Source organism: Pseudomonas sp. LARHCG127 (assembly GCF_052871455.1).
Window position 1 is genome coordinate 432,370 of sequence record NZ_JBIXJT010000002.1, and the last position, 21,016, is coordinate 453,385.

At 60.7% G+C, this 21,016-nt stretch carries 18 protein-coding genes; 9 read left to right on the top strand and 9 right to left on the bottom strand.

The features are described from left to right. Positions 1-3 precede the first annotated feature (3 nt). The 6 genes from ACIPQ1_RS05310 to ACIPQ1_RS05335 are packed head-to-tail and all read left to right on the top strand — an operon-like array spanning position 4 to position 7,127. Complete coding sequence (locus ACIPQ1_RS05310; RefSeq protein WP_411386022.1) at positions 4-1,455, top strand: mannose-1-phosphate guanylyltransferase/mannose-6-phosphate isomerase; 1,452 nt, start codon at positions 4-6, stop codon at positions 1,453-1,455. Next, complete coding sequence (locus ACIPQ1_RS05315; protein ID WP_411386023.1) at positions 1,446-2,243, top strand: ABC transporter permease; 798 nt, start codon at positions 1,446-1,448, stop codon at positions 2,241-2,243. Before ACIPQ1_RS05310 ends, ACIPQ1_RS05315 begins: the two co-directional genes overlap by 10 nt. Then, positions 2,243-3,508 (top strand): ABC transporter ATP-binding protein, encoded by a 1,266-nt coding sequence (locus ACIPQ1_RS05320; RefSeq protein ID WP_434704388.1) that lies wholly within the window; start codon positions 2,243-2,245, stop codon positions 3,506-3,508. The genes ACIPQ1_RS05315 and ACIPQ1_RS05320 overlap by 1 nt, the downstream gene beginning before the upstream one ends. Next, positions 3,505-4,875 (top strand): glycosyltransferase family 4 protein, encoded by a 1,371-nt coding sequence (locus ACIPQ1_RS05325; protein ID WP_446533716.1) that lies wholly within the window; start codon positions 3,505-3,507, stop codon positions 4,873-4,875. The genes ACIPQ1_RS05320 and ACIPQ1_RS05325 overlap by 4 nt, the downstream gene beginning before the upstream one ends. After that, positions 4,866-5,996 carry a glycosyltransferase family 4 protein gene (locus tag ACIPQ1_RS05330; RefSeq protein WP_446533717.1) on the top strand — a complete coding sequence of 377 codons (1,131 nt, stop codon included), beginning with the start codon at positions 4,866-4,868 and terminating at the stop codon, positions 5,994-5,996. The genes ACIPQ1_RS05325 and ACIPQ1_RS05330 overlap by 10 nt, the downstream gene beginning before the upstream one ends. Then, the gene (locus ACIPQ1_RS05335) at positions 5,997-7,127 is read left to right on the top strand and encodes a glycosyltransferase family 4 protein (RefSeq protein WP_446533718.1); all 1,131 of its coding nucleotides are present in this window, start codon (positions 5,997-5,999) and stop codon (positions 7,125-7,127) included. 197 nt (positions 7,128-7,324) lie between these two features. Here the strand turns inward: ACIPQ1_RS05335 and ACIPQ1_RS05340 are convergent, their stop codons facing one another. Both ACIPQ1_RS05340 and ACIPQ1_RS05345 read right to left on the bottom strand, forming a co-directional pair. Then, positions 7,325-7,951, bottom strand: coding sequence for a glutathione S-transferase family protein (locus ACIPQ1_RS05340; protein WP_446533719.1), 627 nt, complete (start codon positions 7,949-7,951; stop codon positions 7,325-7,327). Positions 7,952-8,076: 125 nt separating this feature from the next. Beyond that, positions 8,077-8,979 carry a LysR family transcriptional regulator gene (locus ACIPQ1_RS05345; RefSeq protein WP_250961631.1) on the bottom strand — a complete coding sequence of 301 codons (903 nt, stop codon included), beginning with the start codon at positions 8,977-8,979 and terminating at the stop codon, positions 8,077-8,079. Positions 8,980-9,312: 333 nt separating this feature from the next. Between ACIPQ1_RS05345 and ACIPQ1_RS05350 the strand changes: the two genes are divergently transcribed. Further along, a complete protein-coding gene (locus tag ACIPQ1_RS05350; protein WP_446533740.1) occupies positions 9,313-11,535 on the top strand; it encodes an LTA synthase family protein in 2,223 nt (740 codons plus the stop codon). A gap of 111 nt (positions 11,536-11,646) precedes the next feature. Here the strand turns inward: ACIPQ1_RS05350 and nudK are convergent, their stop codons facing one another. From nudK to ACIPQ1_RS05370, 4 genes are read right to left on the bottom strand one after another with little or no spacing between them, the layout of a single operon-like run. After that, positions 11,647-12,243, bottom strand: a complete 597-nt coding sequence (nudK, locus tag ACIPQ1_RS05355; protein ID WP_186706474.1) for a GDP-mannose pyrophosphatase NudK — start codon at positions 12,241-12,243, stop codon at positions 11,647-11,649. A gap of 42 nt (positions 12,244-12,285) precedes the next feature. Beyond that, entirely contained in the window at positions 12,286-13,119 is an 834-nt protein-coding gene (gene nadE, locus ACIPQ1_RS05360; protein ID WP_446533720.1) for an ammonia-dependent NAD(+) synthetase, read from the bottom strand. Position 13,120: 1 nt separating this feature from the next. Continuing rightward, entirely contained in the window at positions 13,121-14,350 is a 1,230-nt protein-coding gene (gene pncB, locus ACIPQ1_RS05365; protein WP_446533721.1) for a nicotinate phosphoribosyltransferase, read from the bottom strand. Between the two features lie 9 nt (positions 14,351-14,359). Further along, positions 14,360-15,007, bottom strand: coding sequence for a nicotinamidase (locus ACIPQ1_RS05370; protein ID WP_250961626.1), 648 nt, complete (start codon positions 15,005-15,007; stop codon positions 14,360-14,362). Positions 15,008-15,187: 180 nt separating this feature from the next. On the opposite strand from ACIPQ1_RS05370, the gene ACIPQ1_RS05375 reads away from it, so the two are divergent. Together ACIPQ1_RS05375 and ACIPQ1_RS05380 are read left to right on the top strand one after the other, a co-directional pair. Beyond that, a complete protein-coding gene (locus ACIPQ1_RS05375; protein ID WP_446533722.1) occupies positions 15,188-15,745 on the top strand; it encodes an adenylyltransferase/cytidyltransferase family protein in 558 nt (185 codons plus the stop codon). Further along, on the top strand, positions 15,735-16,442 hold the full coding sequence (locus ACIPQ1_RS05380; RefSeq protein ID WP_411386035.1) for an NUDIX hydrolase: 708 nt from the start codon (positions 15,735-15,737) through the stop codon (positions 16,440-16,442). Before ACIPQ1_RS05375 ends, ACIPQ1_RS05380 begins: the two co-directional genes overlap by 11 nt. 76 nt (positions 16,443-16,518) lie before the next feature. On the opposite strand, the gene ACIPQ1_RS05385 is transcribed toward ACIPQ1_RS05380, so the two are convergent. The 3 genes from ACIPQ1_RS05385 to ACIPQ1_RS05395 form a co-directional block, all read right to left on the bottom strand. After that, the gene (locus tag ACIPQ1_RS05385; RefSeq protein ID WP_250961623.1) at positions 16,519-17,676 is read right to left on the bottom strand and encodes an ATP-binding protein; all 1,158 of its coding nucleotides are present in this window, start codon (positions 17,674-17,676) and stop codon (positions 16,519-16,521) included. Between the two features lie 534 nt (positions 17,677-18,210). Then, positions 18,211-20,043, bottom strand: a complete 1,833-nt coding sequence (gene glmS / locus ACIPQ1_RS05390; protein WP_250961610.1) for a glutamine--fructose-6-phosphate transaminase (isomerizing) — start codon at positions 20,041-20,043, stop codon at positions 18,211-18,213. 1 nt (position 20,044) lies between these two features. After that, positions 20,045-20,821, bottom strand: coding sequence for a DeoR/GlpR family DNA-binding transcription regulator (locus tag ACIPQ1_RS05395; RefSeq protein ID WP_060739917.1), 777 nt, complete (start codon positions 20,819-20,821; stop codon positions 20,045-20,047). Positions 20,822-21,016: the final 195 nt, after the last annotated feature.

The window sequence follows — 21,016 nt, forward strand, 5'->3', positions numbered from 1 at the left end:
GCCATGCTCATCCCTGTGATTCTCTCCGGCGGAGCCGGGACGAGGTTGTGGCCAGTGTCCCGCGAGGGTCATCCCAAGCCTTTCATGCGCTTGCCCGACGGCCAATCGTTGCTGGGCAAAACCTACCGGCGTGCCGCGGGGTTGTTCGATGGCCGGGGCGATATCGTCACGGTCACCAATCGCGAATACTATTTCCAGAGCCGCGATCACTATCAAAGTGCTCACCTGGAGCGTCACCGTGGGCACTTCGTCCTCGAACCCACGGGCCGCAACACCGCGCCGGCCATTGCCACGGCCACCCTCGCCATTCAGGCCTTGCATGGTGACGAGGCGATCCTGGTGGTCATGCCGGCCGATCACCTGATCCAGGACGAGGCGGCCTTCCAGGCATCGGTGGCGCACGCCGTGGAACTGGCGAAGAGCGGTCACCTGGTGACCTTCGGCGTGCTGCCCTCGGCGCCGGAAACCGGATTCGGCTATATCGAACGGGGCCAGCCGCTGGACACCAAGGGCGCAGCCAAGGTCGTTCGCTTCGTCGAAAAGCCCGACTTGCCGACCGCCACGCAGTATCTGGAAAGCGGCCGTTTCTTGTGGAACTCAGGAATGTTCTGCTTCTCGGTCAAGACCCTCTTGGCGGAGCTGCAAGCCCACGCGCCCGAGCTGCTGGAACAGGCGCGCGCCTGTGTCGCGGCCAGCACGGCGGTGGAAACCTCAGGGTGCGTGCAGCAGGAATTGTCCGCGGCGCATTTCGCCGACATGCCAGACATCTCCATCGACTATGCCCTGATGGAGCGCTCCGCCAATGTCGTGGTGATCCCGGCCACATTCGATTGGAGCGATATTGGTTCCTGGAGCGCCGTCGCCGGCCTGGTGCCCGCCGACGCGCAGAACAACCGCGCCACCGGCGAGGCCCTGTTCATCGACAGCCAGCACAACTTCGTCCAGAGCGAAGGCCGTCTGGTGGCGGCCCTGGGCGTGGAAAACCTGATCATCATCGACACCGCCGACGCCGTGCTGGTGGCCCATGCCGACCGCGCCCAGGATGTGCGCCGCGTCGCCCGGCAACTCAAGGACAAGGCGCACGAAGCCTATCGCCTGCATCGCACGGTCAGCCGTCCATGGGGCAGTTATACCGTGCTCGAAGAGGGGCCGCGCTTCAAGATCAAGCGCATCGTGGTCAAGCCTGGCGCGTCGCTGTCGCTGCAAATGCACCACCATCGCAACGAACACTGGGTGGTGGTCGAAGGCATGGCCAAGGTCACCAACAATGGCTCGGGTTCGCACCTGGTCGCCAAGAATGAATCGACCTTCATCCCGGCCGGACACAAGCATCGCCTGGAGAATCCCGGCGTGATCGATCTGGTGATCATCGAAGTGCAAAGTGGCGAATATCTGGGGGAAGACGACATCGTTCGCTTCGAAGACCACTACGGCAGGGTCGACGCATGTTGCTGAGCCTGCCCCACTCCCTGTGGAACTACCGCGGCTTCGTCCTGGGCAGCGTCAAGCGCGAATTCCAGGCGCGGTATCGCAACTCGTTGTTCGGCGCGTTGTGGACGGTGCTCAACCCGTTGTCGATGATCCTCGTCTACACGGTGATTTTTTCCCACATCATGCGTGCCCGCCTGCCGGGGGTCGAAGATGGCATGGCCTACAGCGTCTACCTCTGCGCCGGGCTGCTGACCTGGGGCTTGTTCGCGGAGATCACCACCCGCAGCCAGGGCATGTTCCTGGAAAACGCCAACCTGCTGAAAAAGATCAGCTTCCCCCGGATCTGCCTGCCAGTGATCGTGCTCTTCAACGCGGGCATCAACTTCGCGATCATCCTTGGGCTGTTTCTCGGTTTCCTGTTGATCACCGGACGCTGGCCAGGCGTCACCTTGCTGGCCCTGGTGCCGCTGCTGGTCTTGCAAGTGATGTTCGCCGCCGGGCTGGGCATGCTGCTGGGGATCCTCAATGTGTTTTTCCGCGATGTCGGGCAACTGTTCGGCATTTGCCTGCAATTCTGGTTCTGGCTCACGCCGATCGTCTACCCGATGACGATCCTGCCGCCGTCGATCCAGCAACTGCTCGCATTCAACCCCATGACCGCCCTGATGCAGAGCTACCAGAACCTGTTTCTCTATAACCAGTGGCCGGTCTGGAGTTCGCTGGTGCCGTTGCTGGTGCTCGCCCTGCTGTTGTGCGTATTGGGCTTGCGCATGTTTCGCCGGCGCGGCGGTGAAATGGTGGATGAACTCTGATGGGACATTTGCGTGTCACCGGCCTGGGCAAGGCCTACAAGCAGTATCCGAACCGCTGGAGCCGGCTGTTGGAGTGGTTGGTTCCCTTTTCCCGCCAGCGCCATCAACTGCACTGGATCCTCCAGGGCGTGGATTTCGAGATCCAGCCCGGGGAAGCCGTCGGCATCGTCGGGGTCAACGGTGCCGGCAAAAGTACGTTGCTCAAGATGATCACCGGCACCACCCAACCCACCTGCGGCCACATCCAGCTACAAGGCCGCGTTGCCGCGTTGCTGGAACTGGGCATGGGCTTTCATCCGGACTTCACCGGTCGCCAGAACGCGTTCATGGCCGGTCAGTTGCTGGGCATGCAGGTGGAGGAAATCGAAGCCCTGATGCCCGAGATCGAGGGCTTCGCCGAAATCGGCGAGGCCATCGACCAGCCGGTACGCACCTATTCCAGCGGCATGCAGATGCGCTTGGCGTTCAGTGTCGCCACCGCCCGGCGCCCGGACATCCTGATCGTCGACGAAGCGCTGTCGGTGGGCGATGCCTACTTCCAGCACAAGAGTTTCGAGCGCATCCGCAGCTTCCGCAAGGCCGGCACCACGCTGCTGATCGTGTCCCATGATCGCTCGGCGATCCAGTCGATCTGCGACACCGCGATTCTGCTCGAACACGGGCGCATGGCCATGCGCGGCAAGCCGGAAGAGGTGATGGATTACTACAATGCGATGCTGGCCCAGCGCGAAGGCCAAGTGGTCCGCCAGGAAATGCTCGCCAATGGTCAGGTGCGGACCATTTCCGGCACCGGCGAGGCCGGCATCGTCGATGTGCAGTTGCTCAACAACCAGGGGCAATCGGTGGAAGTGGCCGAGATCGGCCAGCCGATGGTGTTGCAAGTGCGGGTTGAAATCCGCCAAGACATCGAGCGGCTGGTATTGGGCTTTCTGATCAAGGACCGCCTTGGCCAGCCCATGTACGGCATCAACACCCATCGCCAGGACAAGGCCGTGACCGACCTCAAGGCCGGCGAACAGATCACCTTCCGTTTCAGTTTCGACATGCGCCTGGGCAAGGGCAATTACTCCGTCGCGCTCAGCCTGTCGCGGCTGGACTCGCACCTGGACCGTAACTTCGAATGGCGCGACTACGGATTGGTGTTCCACGTGATCAATAATCGCCAGGAAGATTTCGTCGGCTGTTCCTGGCTCCAGGCCCGGACCAGTATCCAGCGTTCGAGCCAGACGGCCGTCGAGGCGGTGCCGCAAAAGGAGTTGCCATGAGCCGTCTGTTGGTGGATTGCACCTATGTATATGACCACCCGAATGACAACTCCGGCATCCAGCGAGTGGTGCGCAACGTCATTCGTGAATTGCCGGCCAAGGATCGGGGGCGCGAATGCATTCCCGTGGTGATGCTGCAGGGCAAGCTGTACGAAGTGAAAAGCCTGGCCCCTCTGCCCACGAACGGACTGGATCTGGCCAGTCTGCGAGCACGGCTGGTACAGTTCGCCAACCTGTTCTGGCTCAGGCAGCGGACCCTCGAACAACGGCGCCCCTTCAGCCAGTCGATCTGGGCTCGCCGCTTCTTGTACGTGGCTTGCCGACTGTTCGCCCTGGCGTGCTTGAGCCTCCCCATTCGAATCCTCGATAGTCTCCTCAAGCGCAAGCCAGTCCCGGCACGCAGCGTACCGCTGGCACATCGGGCCGGCGATCAACTGGTGTTGCTGGACTCTTCCTGGCACTCAGGTTTCTTCCCCCTGGCCGAACAGCTCAAGCGTGATGGCGTCGGGATCATCTCAGTGGTCTACGACCTGATTCCCCTGACCCATCCGCAATTCTGCGATGCCGGACTGGTCAAGGTGTTCAACCATTGGTTCGACTGGATCGCCCGCACCGCCGACGGCTACATCGCCATCTCCACCACCATCCGCGACCAGCTTCGCCAGGAAATGGTCCGGCGCATTGGCGAGCAAGAGGTGCGCAAGCGCTGGTTTGACTATTTCCACCTGGGCAGCGAACTGGACCTGGTTGACGCCACTCAGGCCCTCGACCCGGACTTGCTGCGGCTGTTCAAGCGCCCCGAGCCAGTGTTCTTGATGGTCAGCACCATCGAGCCGCGGAAAAACCACGCCTACCTGATCGATGCATTCGAGCGGGCCTGGGCCGCCGGTTCACAAGCGCGGCTCTGCATCGTCGGCAAGATCGGCTGGAAATGCGAAGCCCTGATCGAGCGCATTCAACGCCATCCGCAGCTCGACAGCCGCCTGTTCATGTTCAACAACCTGGCGGACCAAAGCCTGGAACACGCCTACCGACACGCCACTGCGCTGGTGTTCCCGTCCTATGTGGAGGGCTTCGGCCTGCCATTGGTAGAGGCCATGCAACGCGGCTTGCCAGCGATGGGCAGCGACATTGAAGTGTTTCGGGAAATCGGCGGTGATTTCATGGCCTACTTCGATCTCGACGACCCCCAAAGCCTGGCGAACCTGGTCATCGACATGGAACACACCGGGCTATTCCCGGCCAAGCGCAATCTGGATCAATGGCAATGGCTGAGCTGGCGCCAGGCCAGTGCGCAATTGGTGGAGCGAATCGAGGGCCACATTATTGGTGCAGCGATCGTCGACAGGGAAACAACATGCGGATAGCCCTCAACGCACGCATTCTCCAGGCGCCCCGCACGGGCATCGGCCACTACGTAGCGGAACTGGCGACTGCCTTGGCGCGGGAGCCGGACGTACAGTTGTCGTTGTTCCACGGTTGGGGCTGGAGCCCGCAGTTGCCACCAACAGCCAAGCCAGGCTATTCCAAGCTGAGCCCGTTGCTGCGACGGGTTCCGGGCGCCTACCAAGCGCGGCGCTGGCTGGAGCAGAAACGCTTCGACCAAGGCCGTTCAAAGGCTATCGACCTGTATCACGAACCCAGCCTGTGGCCGTTGGCTTTCGAAGGGCCGACGGTGATCACCCTCCATGACCTCACGCACCTGCGCTACCCCGAGACGCAGCCACCGGCACGCCTGAAGGAAATCGAGCGACGGCTCAGCCGCGCAGTGGAACAGGCCCAATTGATTCTGACCGATTCGCAGTTCATCGCCGATGAAGCCCAGCAATATTTCGGCGTTCCCGCCGAGCGCCTGAGGGTCGCGCCGCTTGGGGTGGCGGCACGTTTCCACCCGCGCGAACCGGAAGCGATCGACAACGTGCTCAAGGCCCATGGGCTGGAGCACGGTCGATATTTTCTCTGTGTCGGCACCCTGGAGCCACGCAAGAACCTGTCATTGGCCTTGCGCGCCCATGCCGGGCTTCCTGAGTCCATACGTCAGGCTTTTCCTTTGTTCATTGTAGGAATGAGCGGATGGCAACAGGCACAGCTCAATGATGAGTTGAAACGCGCCCTGGCTGATGGTCATGTCTGCCTGGCGGGTTACCTGCCTGACGAACAGGTCGCCCAGTTGTTGGCGGGGGCACGGGCATTGGTTTTCCCGTCGTTCTACGAAGGCTTTGGCCTACCGGTGCTTGAAGCCATGGCCAGCGGCACGCCGGTGATGACCACCCGCTGCTCGGCGATGCCTGAAGTGGCCGGGGCGGCTGGCATTTATTGCGAGCCCGACGATCCACAAGGCATGCGCGACGCCATGCAGCGGTTGATTGAGGATCGCCCGCACTGGCAGGCGTGTCGGGAAGCAGGCTTACAACAGGCTGCGCTGTTTTCCTGGGAGCGCTGTGCAAAGGTCACGGCTCAGGCGTATCGCCAGGTCTTGGGAGGTTGAATGCGAGTCCTGCACTTTTACAAAAGTTATTTGACTGACTCCATGGGCGGTATCGCACAGGTCATTTTCCAACTGTGCGACAGCAGCGACCAACTGGGTATCGATAACACCGTGCTCACATTGAGCGAACATCCCGCACCGGGTCCGATCCAGCTTCGACAGCATGTCGTCCATCAAGCCCGAATGGACTTCCAACTGGCGTCCACGGGTTTCTCCTACAGCGTGTTCAAGAAATTCCGTGAGCTGGCCGCCGAAGCGGACATCATCAATTTCCACTTCCCTTGGCCATTCATGGACCTGGTGCACTTTTGCAGTGCCGTGAAAAAACCCTACGTCGTAACCTACCATTCGGACATCGTTCGCCAGCGGCAACTGCTCAAGCTTTATCGGCCGCTGATGAAACGTTTCCTGGACGGCGCCGATCGCATCGTCGCGGCCTCGCCTAACTATGTGCATACCAGCGATGTGCTCAAGGAATACAGCGCCAAGACCCGGGTCATCACCTACGGCCTGAACAAGACGAGTTATCCACAGCCTGATGCCGAGCGCATGGCGGGATGGAAGGCAAAACTGGGCGAACGCTTCTTTTTGTTCGTGGGGGTGATGCGGTACTACAAAGGCCTGCACATTCTGCTCGACGCCCTCAAAGGCGTGGATTACCCCGTGGTCATCGTGGGTGCCGGGCCTCTGGAAAAACAACTGCATGCCCAAGCCGCGGCATTGGGCTTGCGCAATTTGCATTTCCTCGGCCGCCTCGGGGACGAAGACAAGGTTGCATTGCTGGAACTGAGTTATGCCATCGTATTCCCTTCGCATTTGCGCTCTGAAGCCTTTGGCATTTCACTGCTTGAAGGCGCGATGTTCGGCAAGCCGATGATCTGCAGCGAAATCGGCACCGGCACCAGCTACATCAACATCCACGACGAAACCGGCCTGGTGGTGCCACCGAGCAACCCAGAGGCCTTCCGCGAAGCGATGCGTACCCTGTGGGAAAACCCGGCGCAGGCCCAGGTAATGGGTGCCAGGGCCGAAGCCCGTTACCGCCAGTTGTTCACGTCCGAAGAGATGGGCCGCAAGTGGGTGCAGTTGTATGAGGAACTGCTGGAGGAAAAGGCGCTTTCCTACGCCTGATATTCCAATGAAATCCCTGTTTAGACCGGGACATCATTAACCCCTGTGGCGAGGGAGCTTGCTCCCGCTGGGCTGCGCAGCAGCCCCAGAGCCGACACCGCAGCCATGCCAGGCACACCGCGCGCCCTTTTCAGGGGGTTGCTTCGCAACCCAGCGGGAGCAAGCTCCCTCGCCACACAGCCTACCCACTCGAATGCTTAGGCGTGCTTTTGCAACCCGACAACCGTACGCGGCATGCCCACGAACCCTGGCAACGCTTCGATCCGCGCCAGCCAGGCCCGCACATTGGCGTAGTCCTCCAACGACACATTGCCTTCCGGTGCGTGAGCAATGTAACTGTAGCCGGCGATGTCCGCGACGGTCACTGCATCACCCGCCAGGAAAGCACGGTCGCTCAATTCCTGATCAATGACGCTCAACACAGTGTGGGACCGGGCAATCACGTCCTCAGCGTTGTAGGCCGCGCCAAACACCGTGATCAGCCGCGCCGTGGCCGGCCCCGCATGGATCGGCCCGGCCGCCGCCGACAACCAGCGCTGCACCCGCGCGGCGCCGATTGGGTCGGTGGGCAGCCAGCGTCCCTTGCCATATTTTTGCGCCAGGTACACAAGGATCGCGTTGGAGTCCGCCAGCACCACACCGTCATCATCGATGACCGGTACTTGGCCAAACGCATTGAGCGCAAGGAAATCCGCCTGTTTGTGCGCGCCCTTGGCCAAGTCGACAAAGATCTCCTCGACCGGCAGTTCGAGTAACGACAGCATCAGTTGAACGCGATGGGAATGGCCGGAAAGCGGGAAGTGATAATGCTTGATCGGGTTCATGGTCGACTCCGCTGGAAGTGACGCCATCAGCACAACGGCGTCGATGGGGTCATCTTCCGCCCAAGGCAAAAACAAGAGAATCACCTGCAGATGCAATCCATTGTTTCAGCCAGAGAAACAATGCTTCAGCCGCTCAAGGCTGGATGTTCGCGCAATGCACTGACAACAAAATCAACAAAACTGCGGACCCGCGCCGGCGCATTGCGCCCGCCTTGGTACACCACATGGATCGGCAGCGGCGGCAATTCGAAATCGGCCAGGACGATTTCCAGCTCACCGGCGGCCACGTTGCCCGCCACCTGATAAGACAGGATTCGCGTCATCCCCAGCCCCTGACAAGCGGCGGTAATCGCCGCCTGGTTGGCCGTCACTACCAACCGCGGCACGGGCCGGACGGCCAACGGTTGGCCTGAATCGATGAAGGTCCAGCTTTTGACCTGGCCAATGGCCGATGACGCCACCACGGGCATTCGCTCCAGGTCATCCGGATGCCGGGGCCGCCCGTGGCGCACGAAGAAATCCGGGGAGCCGCACACCACCCGCCGCACTTCACCGACCCGCACGGCGTGCAGGTTGCTATCCGGCAGCTCGCCAATGCGCAGGGCAACGTCGATGCCCTCCTCTACCAGACTGACCGTGCGGTCCAACAACAAGGCGTTGATGCTGACCTCGGGGAATCGGTTCAGGTAATCCACCAGCAGCGGCGTGACGAACAATTGCCCGAACAGGACCGGCGCGGTAATCGTCAACTGCCCGCGGGGCTGGACGTGACTGCCAGCCGCCGAATCCTCGGCCTCCTGCAAATCGTTCAGGATCCGCCGACAGTCCTCGAGAAAGCGCTGGCCGGCTTCGCTCAGGTACACGTTGCGAGTGGTACGGACCAGCAGTGGCGTGCCGATGCGTTGCTCCAACGCCGCCACCGCCCGCGTAACGCTGGCCGCCGACAGGCCCAGGCGCCGCGCCGCCGACGAAAACCCCGACGCCTGGGCCACGGCGAGAAAAACCTGCATTTCCTGGAACCTGTCCATCCATCCCCCGATGAGAAATCCTGATACAAGTTTTCTGCGCGCCTCAAAGCAACGCGACACGGCCATTGTAGGGGCCTGCGCCAGTGAACCACAGCGTAGCGCAGCCGGACACCGGGCCATTGGCCCGGCCAGGGGCGACGGGCCTTGCTACCATCTCTTTTCATGACAGTTTCATGACGAAACGAAGAACCCCTGTGGGAGCGAGCTTGCTCGCGATAGCGGTGCGTCAGTCCTTATAAACACGGCTGACCTGACGTTATCGCGAGCAAGCTCGCTCCCACAGGGTAGGTGTGTTGTTCAATGGATTGGCTTCAACTGAAAGGCCTGCTGCTTGTGAATATTATTTATCGCGCTTCAACCCATCCCCGCGCCTCGCTCATCGCCCTGATTGGCTGCGTATTGATGGTCCCCATTGGCCTGCGTCTCGCCCTGGGTTGGTCCGACCCGTTGGGTTATCTCTCGGACCTGGGTATCGGCGGGTTGTTGATCGTGCTGCTCCATCGCCGTCCCGGGTGGCTGGCATTCCCGGTATTGCTGGCCTGGAGCGCATTGACCCTGGCCAGCATCGAGCTGGTCAGTGCGGTCGGACGGATGCCCAGTCCTTCGGATATTCATTACCTGACCGACCCGCAGTTCGTTGAAAACTCCACCAGCGGCGGCTTCGCCCATCCGTGGCTGGCTGCGATCCAGTTGGCAGCACTGGCGTTGTGGCTGGTGAGCCAATGGACCTGCCGCCCCCACCATGCGCCACGCTTGCCGCGCCGCGCCTGGGCCGTGCCGGTGTTGCTCCTGCTGAGCCACGGCGCACTGCAAGCCTGGCGCCCCAGTGAGGCGGATCAATGGAATGTGTTCAACCTGCCCCACCAACTCGTCACGGCGGGGATCGCCGCCGGGCAGGACCAGGCCCGGCAATGGCTCGATGGCGACACCGTAGATCCAATCCCGCCCATGGAAGGGCTGACCCGCCTGGACCTCGATGGCCGCAAATTGCTGGCCGAACCGGGGCGTGCGCGCAACGTGCTGGTTATCGCCCTGGAAGGCATTCCCGGCGCCTATGTGAGTGCCAATCGCCAGGCCTTGAAAAGCAGCTACCAGGAAAACCTGATGCCACACCTCAGCGCCTGGGCCGAGCGCGGCATGAACACCCCCGATTACGTCCTGCACAGCCACCAGACCATTCGTGGCTTGTACGCGATGCTGTGTGGCGATTACGACAAGCTCGACGACGGCACGCCCAAAGGCGTCGAAATGCTCAACCAGACCCAGCGCAACCAAGCCTGCCTGCCGGCCCAGTTGCGCCAGAACGGCTTTTCCACGCATTTCCTGCAAGGCGCAGGCCTGCGCTTCATGGCCAAGGACCGGATCATGCCGCACATCGGCTTCGACACGACCCTGGGCATGGAGTGGTTTACGCGCCCCGCCTATCTGGAATTTCCTTGGGGCAAGGACGACAAGACGTTCTTCGAAGGCGCGCTGGACTACGTCGGGCAACTGCAACAGGCGGACAAGCCCTGGATGCTGACTCTGCTGACCGTGGGCACGCACCAGCCCTACTCCGCGCCGGACGACTACCTGCAACGCTACGACACGGCCAAGCAGGCGGCGGTGGGTTACCTGGACGACGCACTGGCGAACTTCCTGGCGGGCCTGGAACGCCAGGGCATCCTGGATAACACCCTGGTGGTCATCACCTCGGACGAATCCCATGGCATCGACGATGTGCGGCTGGCCTCGTCCTGGGGGTTCAACCTGACGCTGGCGCCGGAACCCTTGCCCCGGATCAAGTCAGGCACCTACGGGCATGTGGACCTGACCGCCTCGATCCTCGATTACTTCGGCTTTGCGGTGCCCAAATCGTTGTCCGGCCGCTCGATGTTCAGGGACTACCCGACGGGTCGGGAAATCATGTCGTTCACCAACGGCAAGCTGCGCTACCACGATGGCAAGGGCACGTTTACCGAATGCGATTTCCTCCAGCATTGCCGTGACTACACCAGCGAAGGCTTCATCGCCGACCGCGCCATCTATGGCGGGCAATACAGCGGCCAGCGCGCCCGATTGATCAGCGCCCGGGCCACCGCCCTGGACCAGACACTGTTGCGCACGCCCTTGAACCAGCATTATCAGTTCGGCAGCGCCGATAAAATCCCACTGCCGGCCCAGATCATCGACGACTGGGCCGACAACCTGATCGGTGCCCAGTACCTGGAAATGCCCAAGGGCTCGCAGACCCGTGTCAGCCTGACCATCCGAGCCGTGGAAGCTGACCATGCCGCCTACATTTCCCTCAAGGCCAAGGAGTTCGAGCAGGATGTGCCGATGGACCTGCCGACCGAGGTGGCGGTGACACCCGACCAGCCGCTGGTGATGAACATCAGCTTCGACAACCCGCAGCAGCGCAAGGCGTTTTCCTTCCATCTGCTCGGTCATGGGGTCGGCGCCATCGAGATCAGCGACTTCAGCGTCGTGACCGAACTGCCGGATCAGGCAGGCCAGACGGACCAGCCGCAATACCTGGACGATATGCAGGAAGACAGCGAGGCCCAATCCAGCTGAACAAAAAACGCGCAGCCATGGAGCATGGCTGCGCATTTTATGCTCAGGATCCGGCTTGATCATCGCAGGGTTTTGAATGCGTTCTACCCTCTATCGCGAAAAGGCCCGGGGCTAATCCAGCAACCGATGCAGCTTGGCGTACTGCAACAGCATGATGGTCTTGCCGTCGCAAATCTCTCCGGTCTCGATCATGCCCAAAGCCTGGTCGAGGGACAGCTCCAACACTTCGATCTCCTCGCCTTCGGCTTCCAGGCCACCGCCTTCGTGCTGCTTGTCTTCGTCGAAATATTCGCCGACGAAAAAATGCACCCGCTCAGTCACTGAACCCGGGCTCATGAAGGCGTCGAACACCTTGCGCACGTCCTGGATGATATAGCCGGTTTCCTCCTGGGTTTCCTTGCGGATGCAGGTGTGTGGATCGTCGTTGTCCAACAGGCCGGCGCAGGTTTCTATCAGCAGGTCATCGTGCCCGTTGACGAAGGCCGGGAAACGGAATTGCCGGGTCAACACCACCGTTTGCTTGGCCTTGCTGTACAGCAGGATGGTGGCGCCGTTGCCGCGGTCATAGGTTTCGCGCGTCAGTTCGCGCCATTGGCCATTGCGGCCGAGGTAGTCATAGGTGGTCTTGCGCAGCACGTACCAGTCGTCCGAGAGGACTTCGACGTGCTTGATGCGTACACGGTCCTTGATGCCGATTGCCTGTGTCATTTACCCACTCCGTTCAAGGTCAAAGGTCCCATTAAAACCCTATTACAACGATGCAGGGACGCGTGGCAATGCTCGTTTGTGGGCTGTCTTGAGGTAGGCGCCTTCAATGATCTGTCGCGCCTGCGGCGACACCTCTTCGCCCATCAGGTACGCATCGATTTCCTCATAGCTACAGCCATACGCCACTTCATCCAACTTACCGGGTGCCAGGTCTTCCAAATCCGCGGTCGGCGCCTTGCGCACCAGGTGCGCGGGGGCACCCATCGCGTCCGCCAACCATCTCACCTGGGTTTTCGTCAGCCCGGACAGCGGTGCCAGGTCGCACGCGCCGTCGCCGAACTTGGTGAAGAAACCCATTACCGCCTCCGCCCCATGATCGGTTCCCACCACCAATCCGTTGCTCAAGTTGGCAATGGCGTATTGCGCCAGCATCCGTGCCCGGGCCTTGGCGTTGCCTTTGGTAAAGTCGGTGAGTTCGGCCGAAGGCTGCAAGCCGTCGATGGCGATACTGCCCATCAGCCCGTCGACACACGCGGCGATGTTGCTGGTGGTGATCGCGTCCGGTCGGATGAAGTCCAGGGACGCCTGGGCGTCCTGCTCATCGGCCTGGGCCTTGTACGGCAGTCGGACGGCGATAAACCGCGCCGAGTAGTCCTCCCCTCGCAGTTGCTCCACCGCCAACTGGCACAGGCGGCCGGCGGTGAGCGAGTCGACGCCGCCGCTGATCCCCAGCACCAGGGACTGGCAGCTCGACTCGCGCAGGATTTGCTTGATGAACCCGACCCGACGGGCAATCTCAGTGGCTTCGCCACCCCGAGTAAGTTGGCGGTCGATGCCCAGTTCCCGGGCAATGCGTTCTTGCGCGAGCGTAGTCATATCAGGCTCCCATTTGTGGATTGATCAGGGCGACGTTGAACACTTGGGCGGCGTAGCGCAGGAACGAGGCATCCTCGCAGACGTTCTTGATCGGATCGTCGGAGAACTTCACCACCGGCTCGCCGTGGACCCGCACCAGTTTCATGACAATGCTCAGCGGTTCGACACCGTCGACATCACAGGCCAGGCTGGTGCCCATGCCAAAACCGAATTTGGCCTTGCCGCGAACATGACGCAGGATCGGCAGGCACTTCTCGAAATTGAGGCCATCGGAGAACATCAGGTCCTTGGTGCGCGGGTCGATGCCCAGCGCCTGGTAACGCCCCAGCACCTTGTCCGCCCAGACGATCGGGTCACCGGAATCCTGGCGCAGGCCGTCATAGAGCTTGGCAAAGTACAGGTCGAAATCCTTGAGAAAAAAATCGGTGCTGATGCAGTCCGTCAAGGCGATACCGAGCCGGCCGCGATACTCGCGCACCCAGTTTTCCAACGCCGCGTTCTGGCTCTCGCGCAAACGCCCGAGTTGCTGGTGAACCATCAGCCATTGGTGGGCCATGGTGCCGATCAGGGGGAGATCGAACTCGTAAGCCAAGTGCGCGTTACTGGTGCCGACAAAGACGCCAGGGAAATCGCTGCGCATGACGTTCACCACTTCACGCTGGGCCCTGAACGACAGCCGCCGCCGGGTGGAGAAGTCTGAAACGCGAAACTCGGCGAGCTCTTCGCGGCTGGCATGCTTCTCCAGCCATTCGAACTTCTGGTACAGCTTGCGAGTGACGTCGGCCAACTCGACTTCGGGGTACTTCTCGCGGTTGCGCAGTTCGCTGACCATCGCCAATACCGGTTGCTCGAACATGATGCAGTGCAGCATCGGCCCACGGACGCGGATGTGCAGCTGGCCGTCGACTTCCGAAACGTGGATGTAGCGCAAATTGAAGCGAAACAGGCCGAGAAACTGCTCGAAGTCCGGTGTCAGGTACTCACGGAAACGCTTGTTGAACAAAAACCGCTGCTCTCCCTCACGCAGTTGCAAACCGGCGAGTTTTTCCAGTTCGACACGAATGTCCGGGATCAGGTGACCGAGCCGCTCCTTGGAACGCACGATGAACTGGTATTCCACCTCGACATTCGGGTGCTGGTGCAAGACCGCCTGCATCATGGTGAAGGTGTAGTAGTCGGTATCCAGAAGACTCTGGATGGTGCCGCTGTTTGTATCGAATGCACTGTCCATGTCTGTTCCTTATGCGTTTGCCAGGCGGAGGATGTCTTCGCGTGTCGCGGCGACCAAGATGCCCGCTTGCTGCATGTCGGCAGTGGCTTGAACGGCCCCCTGCTCACTGATGGCCCGGCAGGCCGGAAGGTGAACGATCACCTTGAAGCCAGCGGCGGCCAGTTGCAGCGCGGTGGTCTTGACGCAGAAATCCAGCGCCAGCCCGCCAACGATGACCTGCTCCACAGCCTGGCCTTTGAGGTACTCGATCACCCCGGTGGACAGCTTGCCGTGCAAGTCGTGGTAACAGGCACCGTACGGGTGCAAATCCGGCTCGACGCCCTTCCAGACGAAATAGTCGTAGTCGTAGGGGATCGGCAGTTGGTCCAGCAAGGCGAAACCTTCGGTGCCGGGAACGCAGTGGCTGACCCAGGTTATGTCGGCGTGCTCCAGCCCGGTCGGCACGAACATCTGTGCGTGATCGGCGACCACCCAAGGGGCTTTGGGCGAATGGGCGTCCTTGCTGCCGATGCGGAGGCTGGCCAGGGACGCGATGAAATTCAGCTCACCGGCAATCTGGTCACCGCCCGGCACCGGAAGCTCATCGGGGCATAGCGGCGTGAAGCTCTTTTGCGCATCGACATCGAAGGAAGCGGTTTTCCGGGTCAGGCTGTTCATGCTGGGTTTCTCCTCTTCATGGCCACGAGAGTACATAAGGTGTACTTTCATAACAAGCCATTCGGAGAAATATTTTTGATGAGTCATTCTTGACCAATTAAGTTTAGCGAGCAAAAGCAGGTTTTCATCAGAAAGACTTTGCTGCTAGAGTACATGTCATGTACCAAAAGAGGATAAGCCATGTTCGAGATTGCCCTGTATGGCGGCGCCTTCAATCCCCCTCACGCCGGCCACGCCCAAGTGATGATCGAGGCCTCACGCCAGGCCAGGCGCGTTCTGGTGGTCCCCAGCTTCCGGCATCCTTATGGCAAGCCAATGGTCGACTATGAGGTGCGCCTGAACTGGCTGGAATCGATCGTCGAGAACGTGCAGCCGCTGTGTTGCGCCGAAGTACGTGCAAGCCGGGTGGAGCAAGTCGTGGCCCGTGGTGTGGAAGGTGCCATCTACAGCTACACCCTGCTCGCACACCTCGCCGACAGCCTGGCCCTGGACGGCAAGCGGATCGCGTTGGTGGTGGGCCAGGATGTCGCGGATTCGCTGCCGACCTTCTATCGCGGCCAGGAATTGCTGGAGCGGTTTTCCATCCTTCGCGTGGAGGAAAAGATCCACGTGCGCAGCACGGGGGTTCGCGAACGCCTGGCCTTGGGCAAGCCGCTTCCCACCGACTGGATGGCACCCGGCATGAACCCGTTAAACTATGACCTTTACGCTACCCACGGAAATCGACATGCCCACTAGCACAGCCCCTGCGCGCGGTTATCTGCACACTATCGACCTCTGTGTGCTGCGCTTCTGCCGGGAAACCCAGGCGCTGGAAATCCTCCTGAACAGACGGGAAGCCGAGCCGTTCGCCGGCCATTGGGCGCTGCCCGGGATCGTGGTCAACGGGGACGTCGAAGACCTCACGCTGAACGACGCCGTGGAGCGCCTGCGCAATTCAAACAAGGTCGGCATGCCGCTGGCGTGGATCGAACAGGTCGGCACCGTCGGCGACGCGTTCCGCGATCCGCGCTGCTGGTCGTCCTCGACGTTCTACCTGGCGATTGTCAGCGAAGCGGTCCAGCTCGCTGAACACCAGGGCTTTCTCCCATTCAAGGACGTCGCGAACGCCTCGATCAAACTTCCTTTCGATCACAACAGCCTGGTGGCGGCGGTACAGGAGCGATTGTTGTCCAAAGCCCTCTACAGCAGCCTGCCGCTGATGTTCCTGGGCCCGGAATTCAGCGCGCCGGAAGCGGTGAACATCTTCTCCGTAGTACTCGACCGCCCGGTGCTCAAGACCAGCATGCGCCAGCGTTTGCTGAAGATGACCGAGGCGGGCTATTTGCAGGAAACCGGCCGCAAAAAAGCCGGCGACGGCGGACGCCCGCAACGCACGGTGGAAAATCTCAAACCGGCCAGCGTTTATCTTTTTGATCGGTGTTTTCTGGAGTGACTTGTGCGTGCGGCCAGCACACCTTCCTGACCCCGACACCAAAGGCTATGGGGTCTCTGCCGGATTCGAGAACAGCCTAGGAGAGGCCTTCGAGCAATCCGGCCTCACCCAGCAGATCCACGATGACATGCTCATCAACCGCGTAGACACCACGAGAGGCTTTCCAGACCAGCTTCTTTTCCTGAAGGGCAATGAGTGCTTGCTGAACACCCGGTACTTCGACCTTTATATCGCGCTCTGCGATACCGGCCTGCTCCATCGCTTTCGCGTAGAGCTCCATGGTAGGAGCCTCGAAAGGCGCATAGTTATCGCCTTTGGCGCTCATGACGCGGATAACGGCGGACTGGATAGGGGTCAAGCTATGAATAATTTTCTTAAGGTTTGCGTTGAGCTCGTCAGCTTGTGCCCGAACCAACACTGCGAATCGCTCGGGGATGGTTGCAGGATCCAACGCAAAATCGAACCTGATCTCATCGGCGGCGGCACCTAGCAACTCAGGTCGGTAACCACTCTCCTTGAACAACTCGAACACATTAGAGGGATCGAGCGGATAGGCGAGATCGATATTCGCGCAGAACCAGTTTATGAAATCCTGATCCAGGGTTGGAAATTGAACCATGGAGGCCCCAAAGAAAGCTTGGTCCTTACTGTTTCGGAGCATGGCGAGCTTGTCACGGTTCGATCCGGTGCACACGATGCGAAGACCGTGGTGCTTCGAACTGTTTAGCTCGTCCCTTGCCGCTTTCAGTGCGAAAAGCGCCGCAACGCCTTCATCCGTGGTGATAGCATGTTGAGCTTCGTCGATCATCAGGACGATGATCTTTTTCGACTCATCCGAAAGCGCCGCGAGCGCGGTGGTCAAGTCGATATCCCTGCCCAGCCCAATCTTGTCCAGACTGAAACTCAGGCCACCGACAGTCACCTTCTCCATACCAGCACTTTTCGCCAGACGGGTCACGAATCCTTCGCTCTGGCCAACGGCTTCTCGGACAGCCTCTACGATGACCAAGCCAGGATCTTTCGTCAGGTCTTTCCATAGATCGGCATACAGTACGATCGCTCCTGCGGCCTCCAATGCTGGCCGCAAATCTTCTCGAGCGAAGGTGGACTTCCCCGTACGCCGAGGAGCAGCCAGAAAGACGCCCGAACTGGCAGCGCTACCAATGGCAACCTGCATGATCAGTTTTGAAAGGCGGGCAGCCAAAACGGGACGGTGGTAAACGATCTCGACCATTGGGGACCTCTGGCGGGATTCTATAGAAAATTATAGAGCGACTATAGACCAATTATTTCGGCTTCTCCTTGGGAATTATAGACAATTATAGAGCGACTATAGACTGTTCCCCTGAACCTGCCCAGCGCCAGTTTTTTCTGATTCTAAAGCTGTTGACACTTGCAGCGCTGTCGCTTCATTCATGTAATTTCTCTTGCAAGGCCTCGTATCGCTGCCAGCCATCGGCCACCAGTTGCAATGAACGCTGTTGTTCTAGCGCTTTCCAGCTCTCGGTGAATGTCGGTCAGATCATCATATGAAAGTATTTTTTCATAATTGCGGGAATAATCGAGAAATACCTTCAGTCACTCCAGCCCACCAGTAAAGACCTTGCCAGGATTCATCAGCCCCGCCGGGTCCAGCGTGAGCGCTGATCCAAATCGCCAGAGCGTTTAGCTGCGCCCATAAAAAACCCCCTGGACTCAGGGGGTTAGTTTGGCCAGAAAGCTAGCCACAAACCGTCGAGCTGGGAGGCTGTTCCTGCGCGCGACGTCCTTACTCAACCGTTACCGATTTTGCCAGGTTACGCGGCTGGTCCACGTCGGTACCCTTGAGAACGGCGACGTAGTAGGACAGCAGTTGGAGCGGGATGGTGTAGAGAATCGGCGACAGGATGTCGTGGATGTGCGGCATGTGCACCACGTGGGTGCCTTCGCCGTTGGTCATGCCGGCCTTCTCGTCGGCAAAGACAATCAACTGGCCGCCACGGGCGCGCACTTCCTGCAGGTTGGACTTGAGCTTTTCCAACAGTTCGTTGTTCGGCGCGACGGTGACGACGGGCATGTCGTTATCCACAAGCGCCAGCGGACCGTGCTTGAGCTCGCCGGCCGGGTAGGCCTCGGCGTGGATGTAGGAGATTTCCTTGAGCTTCAGGGCTCCTTCCATCGCCACCGGGAATTGCGCGCCACGGCCCAGGAACAGGGTGTGGTTCTTCTCGGCGAACAGCTCGGCGATTTTTTCCACGGTGCTGTCCATGGCCAAGGCTTCGCCCAGGCGGGCCGGCAGGCGACGCAGTTCTTCCACCAGCTTGGCCTCGACGCCCTCACCCAGCGTGCCGCGGACCTGGCCCAGGGACAGTGTCAGCAACAGCAGGCCCACCAGTTGCGTGGTGAACGCCTTGGTCGACGCCACGCCGATCTCACGGCCGGCCTGGGTCAGCAAGGTCAGGTCCGACTCACGCACCAGCGAACTGATGCCCACGTTGCAGATCGCCAGGCTGGCGAGGAAACCCAGTTCCTTGGCGTTGCGCAGGGCAGCCAGGGTGTCGGCGGTCTCGCCGGATTGGGAAATGGTGACGAACAGCGTGTCGGGTTGCACCACCACTTTGCGATAACGGAACTCGCTGGCGACTTCGACCTGGCACGGAATACCCGCCAGCTCTTCCAGCCAGTAACGGGCGACCATGCCGGCGTGGTAACTGGTGCCGCAGGCGACGATCTGCACGTTGCGGACCTTGGCGAACAACTCGGCCGCCTGTGGACCGAACGCCTGGACCAGCACCTGGCTCTGGCTCAGGCGGCCTTCCAGGGTGCGTTGCACCACGGCCGGTTGCTCGTGGATTTCCTTGAGCATGAAGTGGCGGAACTCGCCCTTGTCGGCGGCTTCGGCCCCGTCGCGGTACTGGACGGTTTCACGTTCCACGCTTTTGCCATCCAGGTCCCAGATCTGCACGCTGTCGCGGCGAATCTCGGCGATGTCGCCTTCTTCCAGGTACATGAATCGGTCAGTGACCTGGCGCAGCGCCAACTGATCGGACGCGAGGAAGTTTTCCCCCAGGCCCAGGCCGATCACCAAGGGGCTGCCGCTGCGGGCCGCCACCAGGCGATCGGGTTGTTTCGCGCTGATGACCGCCAGGCCGTAGGCACCGTGCAGTTCCTTGACGGTGGCCTTGAGGGCGACAGTCAGGTCTGCCAGGTCCTTGAGCTTGTGGTTGAGCAGATGGGCGATGACTTCAGTGTCAGTGTCCGAAGTGAACACATAACCGAGCGCCTTGAGCTGTTCACGCAGGGCTTCATGGTTTTCGATGATGCCGTTGTGCACCACCGCCAGGTCGCCGGAGAAATGCGGGTGAGCGTTACGCTCGCATGGCGCGCCATGGGTGGCCCAACGGGTGTGGGCGATGCCCAGGCGACCGAGCAGCGGTTCGGCGTCCAGCGCCTGCGCAAGCTCGCTGACCTTGCCTGGGCGACGCATGCGCTCGAGCTTCGCGTCTTGGGTGAGCACCGCTACACCCGCGCTGTCGTAGCCGCGGTATTCGAGACGCTTGAGACCTTCAAGCAAGATGGCAGTGATGTTGCGTTCAGCAACGGCGCCGACAATTCCACACATGCTATTTCTCCTGGCTGACAGGCGCGCAGATCACGGTAATGCCGCGGGCCTGAATCTGGTCGCGGGCCTCTACGGGCAGGCGATCATCGGTAATGAGGGTATGGACGCTGCTCCACGGCAGTTCCAGGTTGGGAATCTTGCGGCCGATCTTGTCGGCCTCCACCATCACGATCACTTCCCTGGCCACCTCAGCCATCACACGGCTCAGGCCCAGCAGTTCGTTGAAGGTGGTGGTACCTCGAACCAGATCGATGCCGTCGGCGCCGATGAACAACTGGTCGAAATCGTAGGAACGCAGCACTTGCTCGGCCACCTGCCCCTGGAACGACTCGGAGTGAGGGTCCCAGGTACCGCCGGTCATCAACAGCACCGGTTCGTGCTCCAGTTCGCTCAAGGCATTGGCGACATGCAGGGAATTGGTCATCACCACCAGGCCCGGCTGTTGGCCGAGTTGAGGGATCATGGCGGCGGTCGTGCTGCCGCTGTCGATGATGATCCGCGCATGTTCGCGGATCCGCTTCACAGCGGCCCGGGCAATGGCGAGTTTGTACTTGGAAACGGTTTGCCCGTTATCGGCCACCAACTCCTGCGGCATCGGCACCGCGCCACCGTAGCGACGCAGCAGCAGGCCATTGGTCTCCAGGGCGGCGAGGTCCTTGCGAATCGTAACCTCCGAGGTTTCGAAGCGCTTGGCCAGCTCATCCACACTGACCTCGCCCTGCTCTTGGAGCAAAGCAAGGATGTTGTGACGGCGCTGTGGCGTGTTGCGTTTCGACATGGCGGCTTAAGTTTCGATTCGAAAGATAACGTAAGCAATCAAAACCTATTGCAGCGATATCGTCAAGGCGCCGATAGAAAAATTCAGAAATCACGCAAATCGAATGTGGGAGCGGGGGGGGGGGGGGGGGGGGGGGGGGGGGGGGGGGAGAGGGGGGGGGGGGGGACACGGGAGGGAGGAAGCACCCGCACACCC

Coding starts and splice junctions, on each gene's coding strand:
- ACIPQ1_RS05310 (WP_411386022.1), top strand. CDS start 4: ATGCTCATCCCTGTGATTCTCTCCGGCGGAGCCGGGACGAGGTTGTGG.
- ACIPQ1_RS05315 (WP_411386023.1), top strand. CDS start 1,446: ATGTTGCTGAGCCTGCCCCACTCCCTGTGGAACTACCGCGGCTTCGTC.
- ACIPQ1_RS05320 (WP_434704388.1), top strand. CDS start 2,243: ATGGGACATTTGCGTGTCACCGGCCTGGGCAAGGCCTACAAGCAGTAT.
- ACIPQ1_RS05325 (WP_446533716.1), top strand. CDS start 3,505: ATGAGCCGTCTGTTGGTGGATTGCACCTATGTATATGACCACCCGAAT.
- ACIPQ1_RS05330 (WP_446533717.1), top strand. CDS start 4,866: ATGCGGATAGCCCTCAACGCACGCATTCTCCAGGCGCCCCGCACGGGC.
- ACIPQ1_RS05335 (WP_446533718.1), top strand. CDS start 5,997: ATGCGAGTCCTGCACTTTTACAAAAGTTATTTGACTGACTCCATGGGC.
- ACIPQ1_RS05340 (WP_446533719.1), bottom strand. CDS start 7,951: ATGAACCCGATCAAGCATTATCACTTCCCGCTTTCCGGCCATTCCCAT.
- ACIPQ1_RS05345 (WP_250961631.1), bottom strand. CDS start 8,979: ATGGACAGGTTCCAGGAAATGCAGGTTTTTCTCGCCGTGGCCCAGGCG.
- nudK (WP_186706474.1), bottom strand. CDS start 12,243: ATGACACAGGCAATCGGCATCAAGGACCGTGTACGCATCAAGCACGTC.
- nadE (WP_446533720.1), bottom strand. CDS start 13,119: ATGACTACGCTCGCGCAAGAACGCATTGCCCGGGAACTGGGCATCGAC.
- pncB (WP_446533721.1), bottom strand. CDS start 14,350: ATGGACAGTGCATTCGATACAAACAGCGGCACCATCCAGAGTCTTCTG.
- ACIPQ1_RS05370 (WP_250961626.1), bottom strand. CDS start 15,007: ATGAACAGCCTGACCCGGAAAACCGCTTCCTTCGATGTCGATGCGCAA.
- ACIPQ1_RS05375 (WP_446533722.1), top strand. CDS start 15,188: ATGTTCGAGATTGCCCTGTATGGCGGCGCCTTCAATCCCCCTCACGCC.
- ACIPQ1_RS05380 (WP_411386035.1), top strand. CDS start 15,735: ATGCCCACTAGCACAGCCCCTGCGCGCGGTTATCTGCACACTATCGAC.
- ACIPQ1_RS05385 (WP_250961623.1), bottom strand. CDS start 17,676: ATGGTCGAGATCGTTTACCACCGTCCCGTTTTGGCTGCCCGCCTTTCA.
- glmS (WP_250961610.1), bottom strand. CDS start 20,043: ATGTGTGGAATTGTCGGCGCCGTTGCTGAACGCAACATCACTGCCATC.
- ACIPQ1_RS05395 (WP_060739917.1), bottom strand. CDS start 20,821: ATGTCGAAACGCAACACGCCACAGCGCCGTCACAACATCCTTGCTTTG.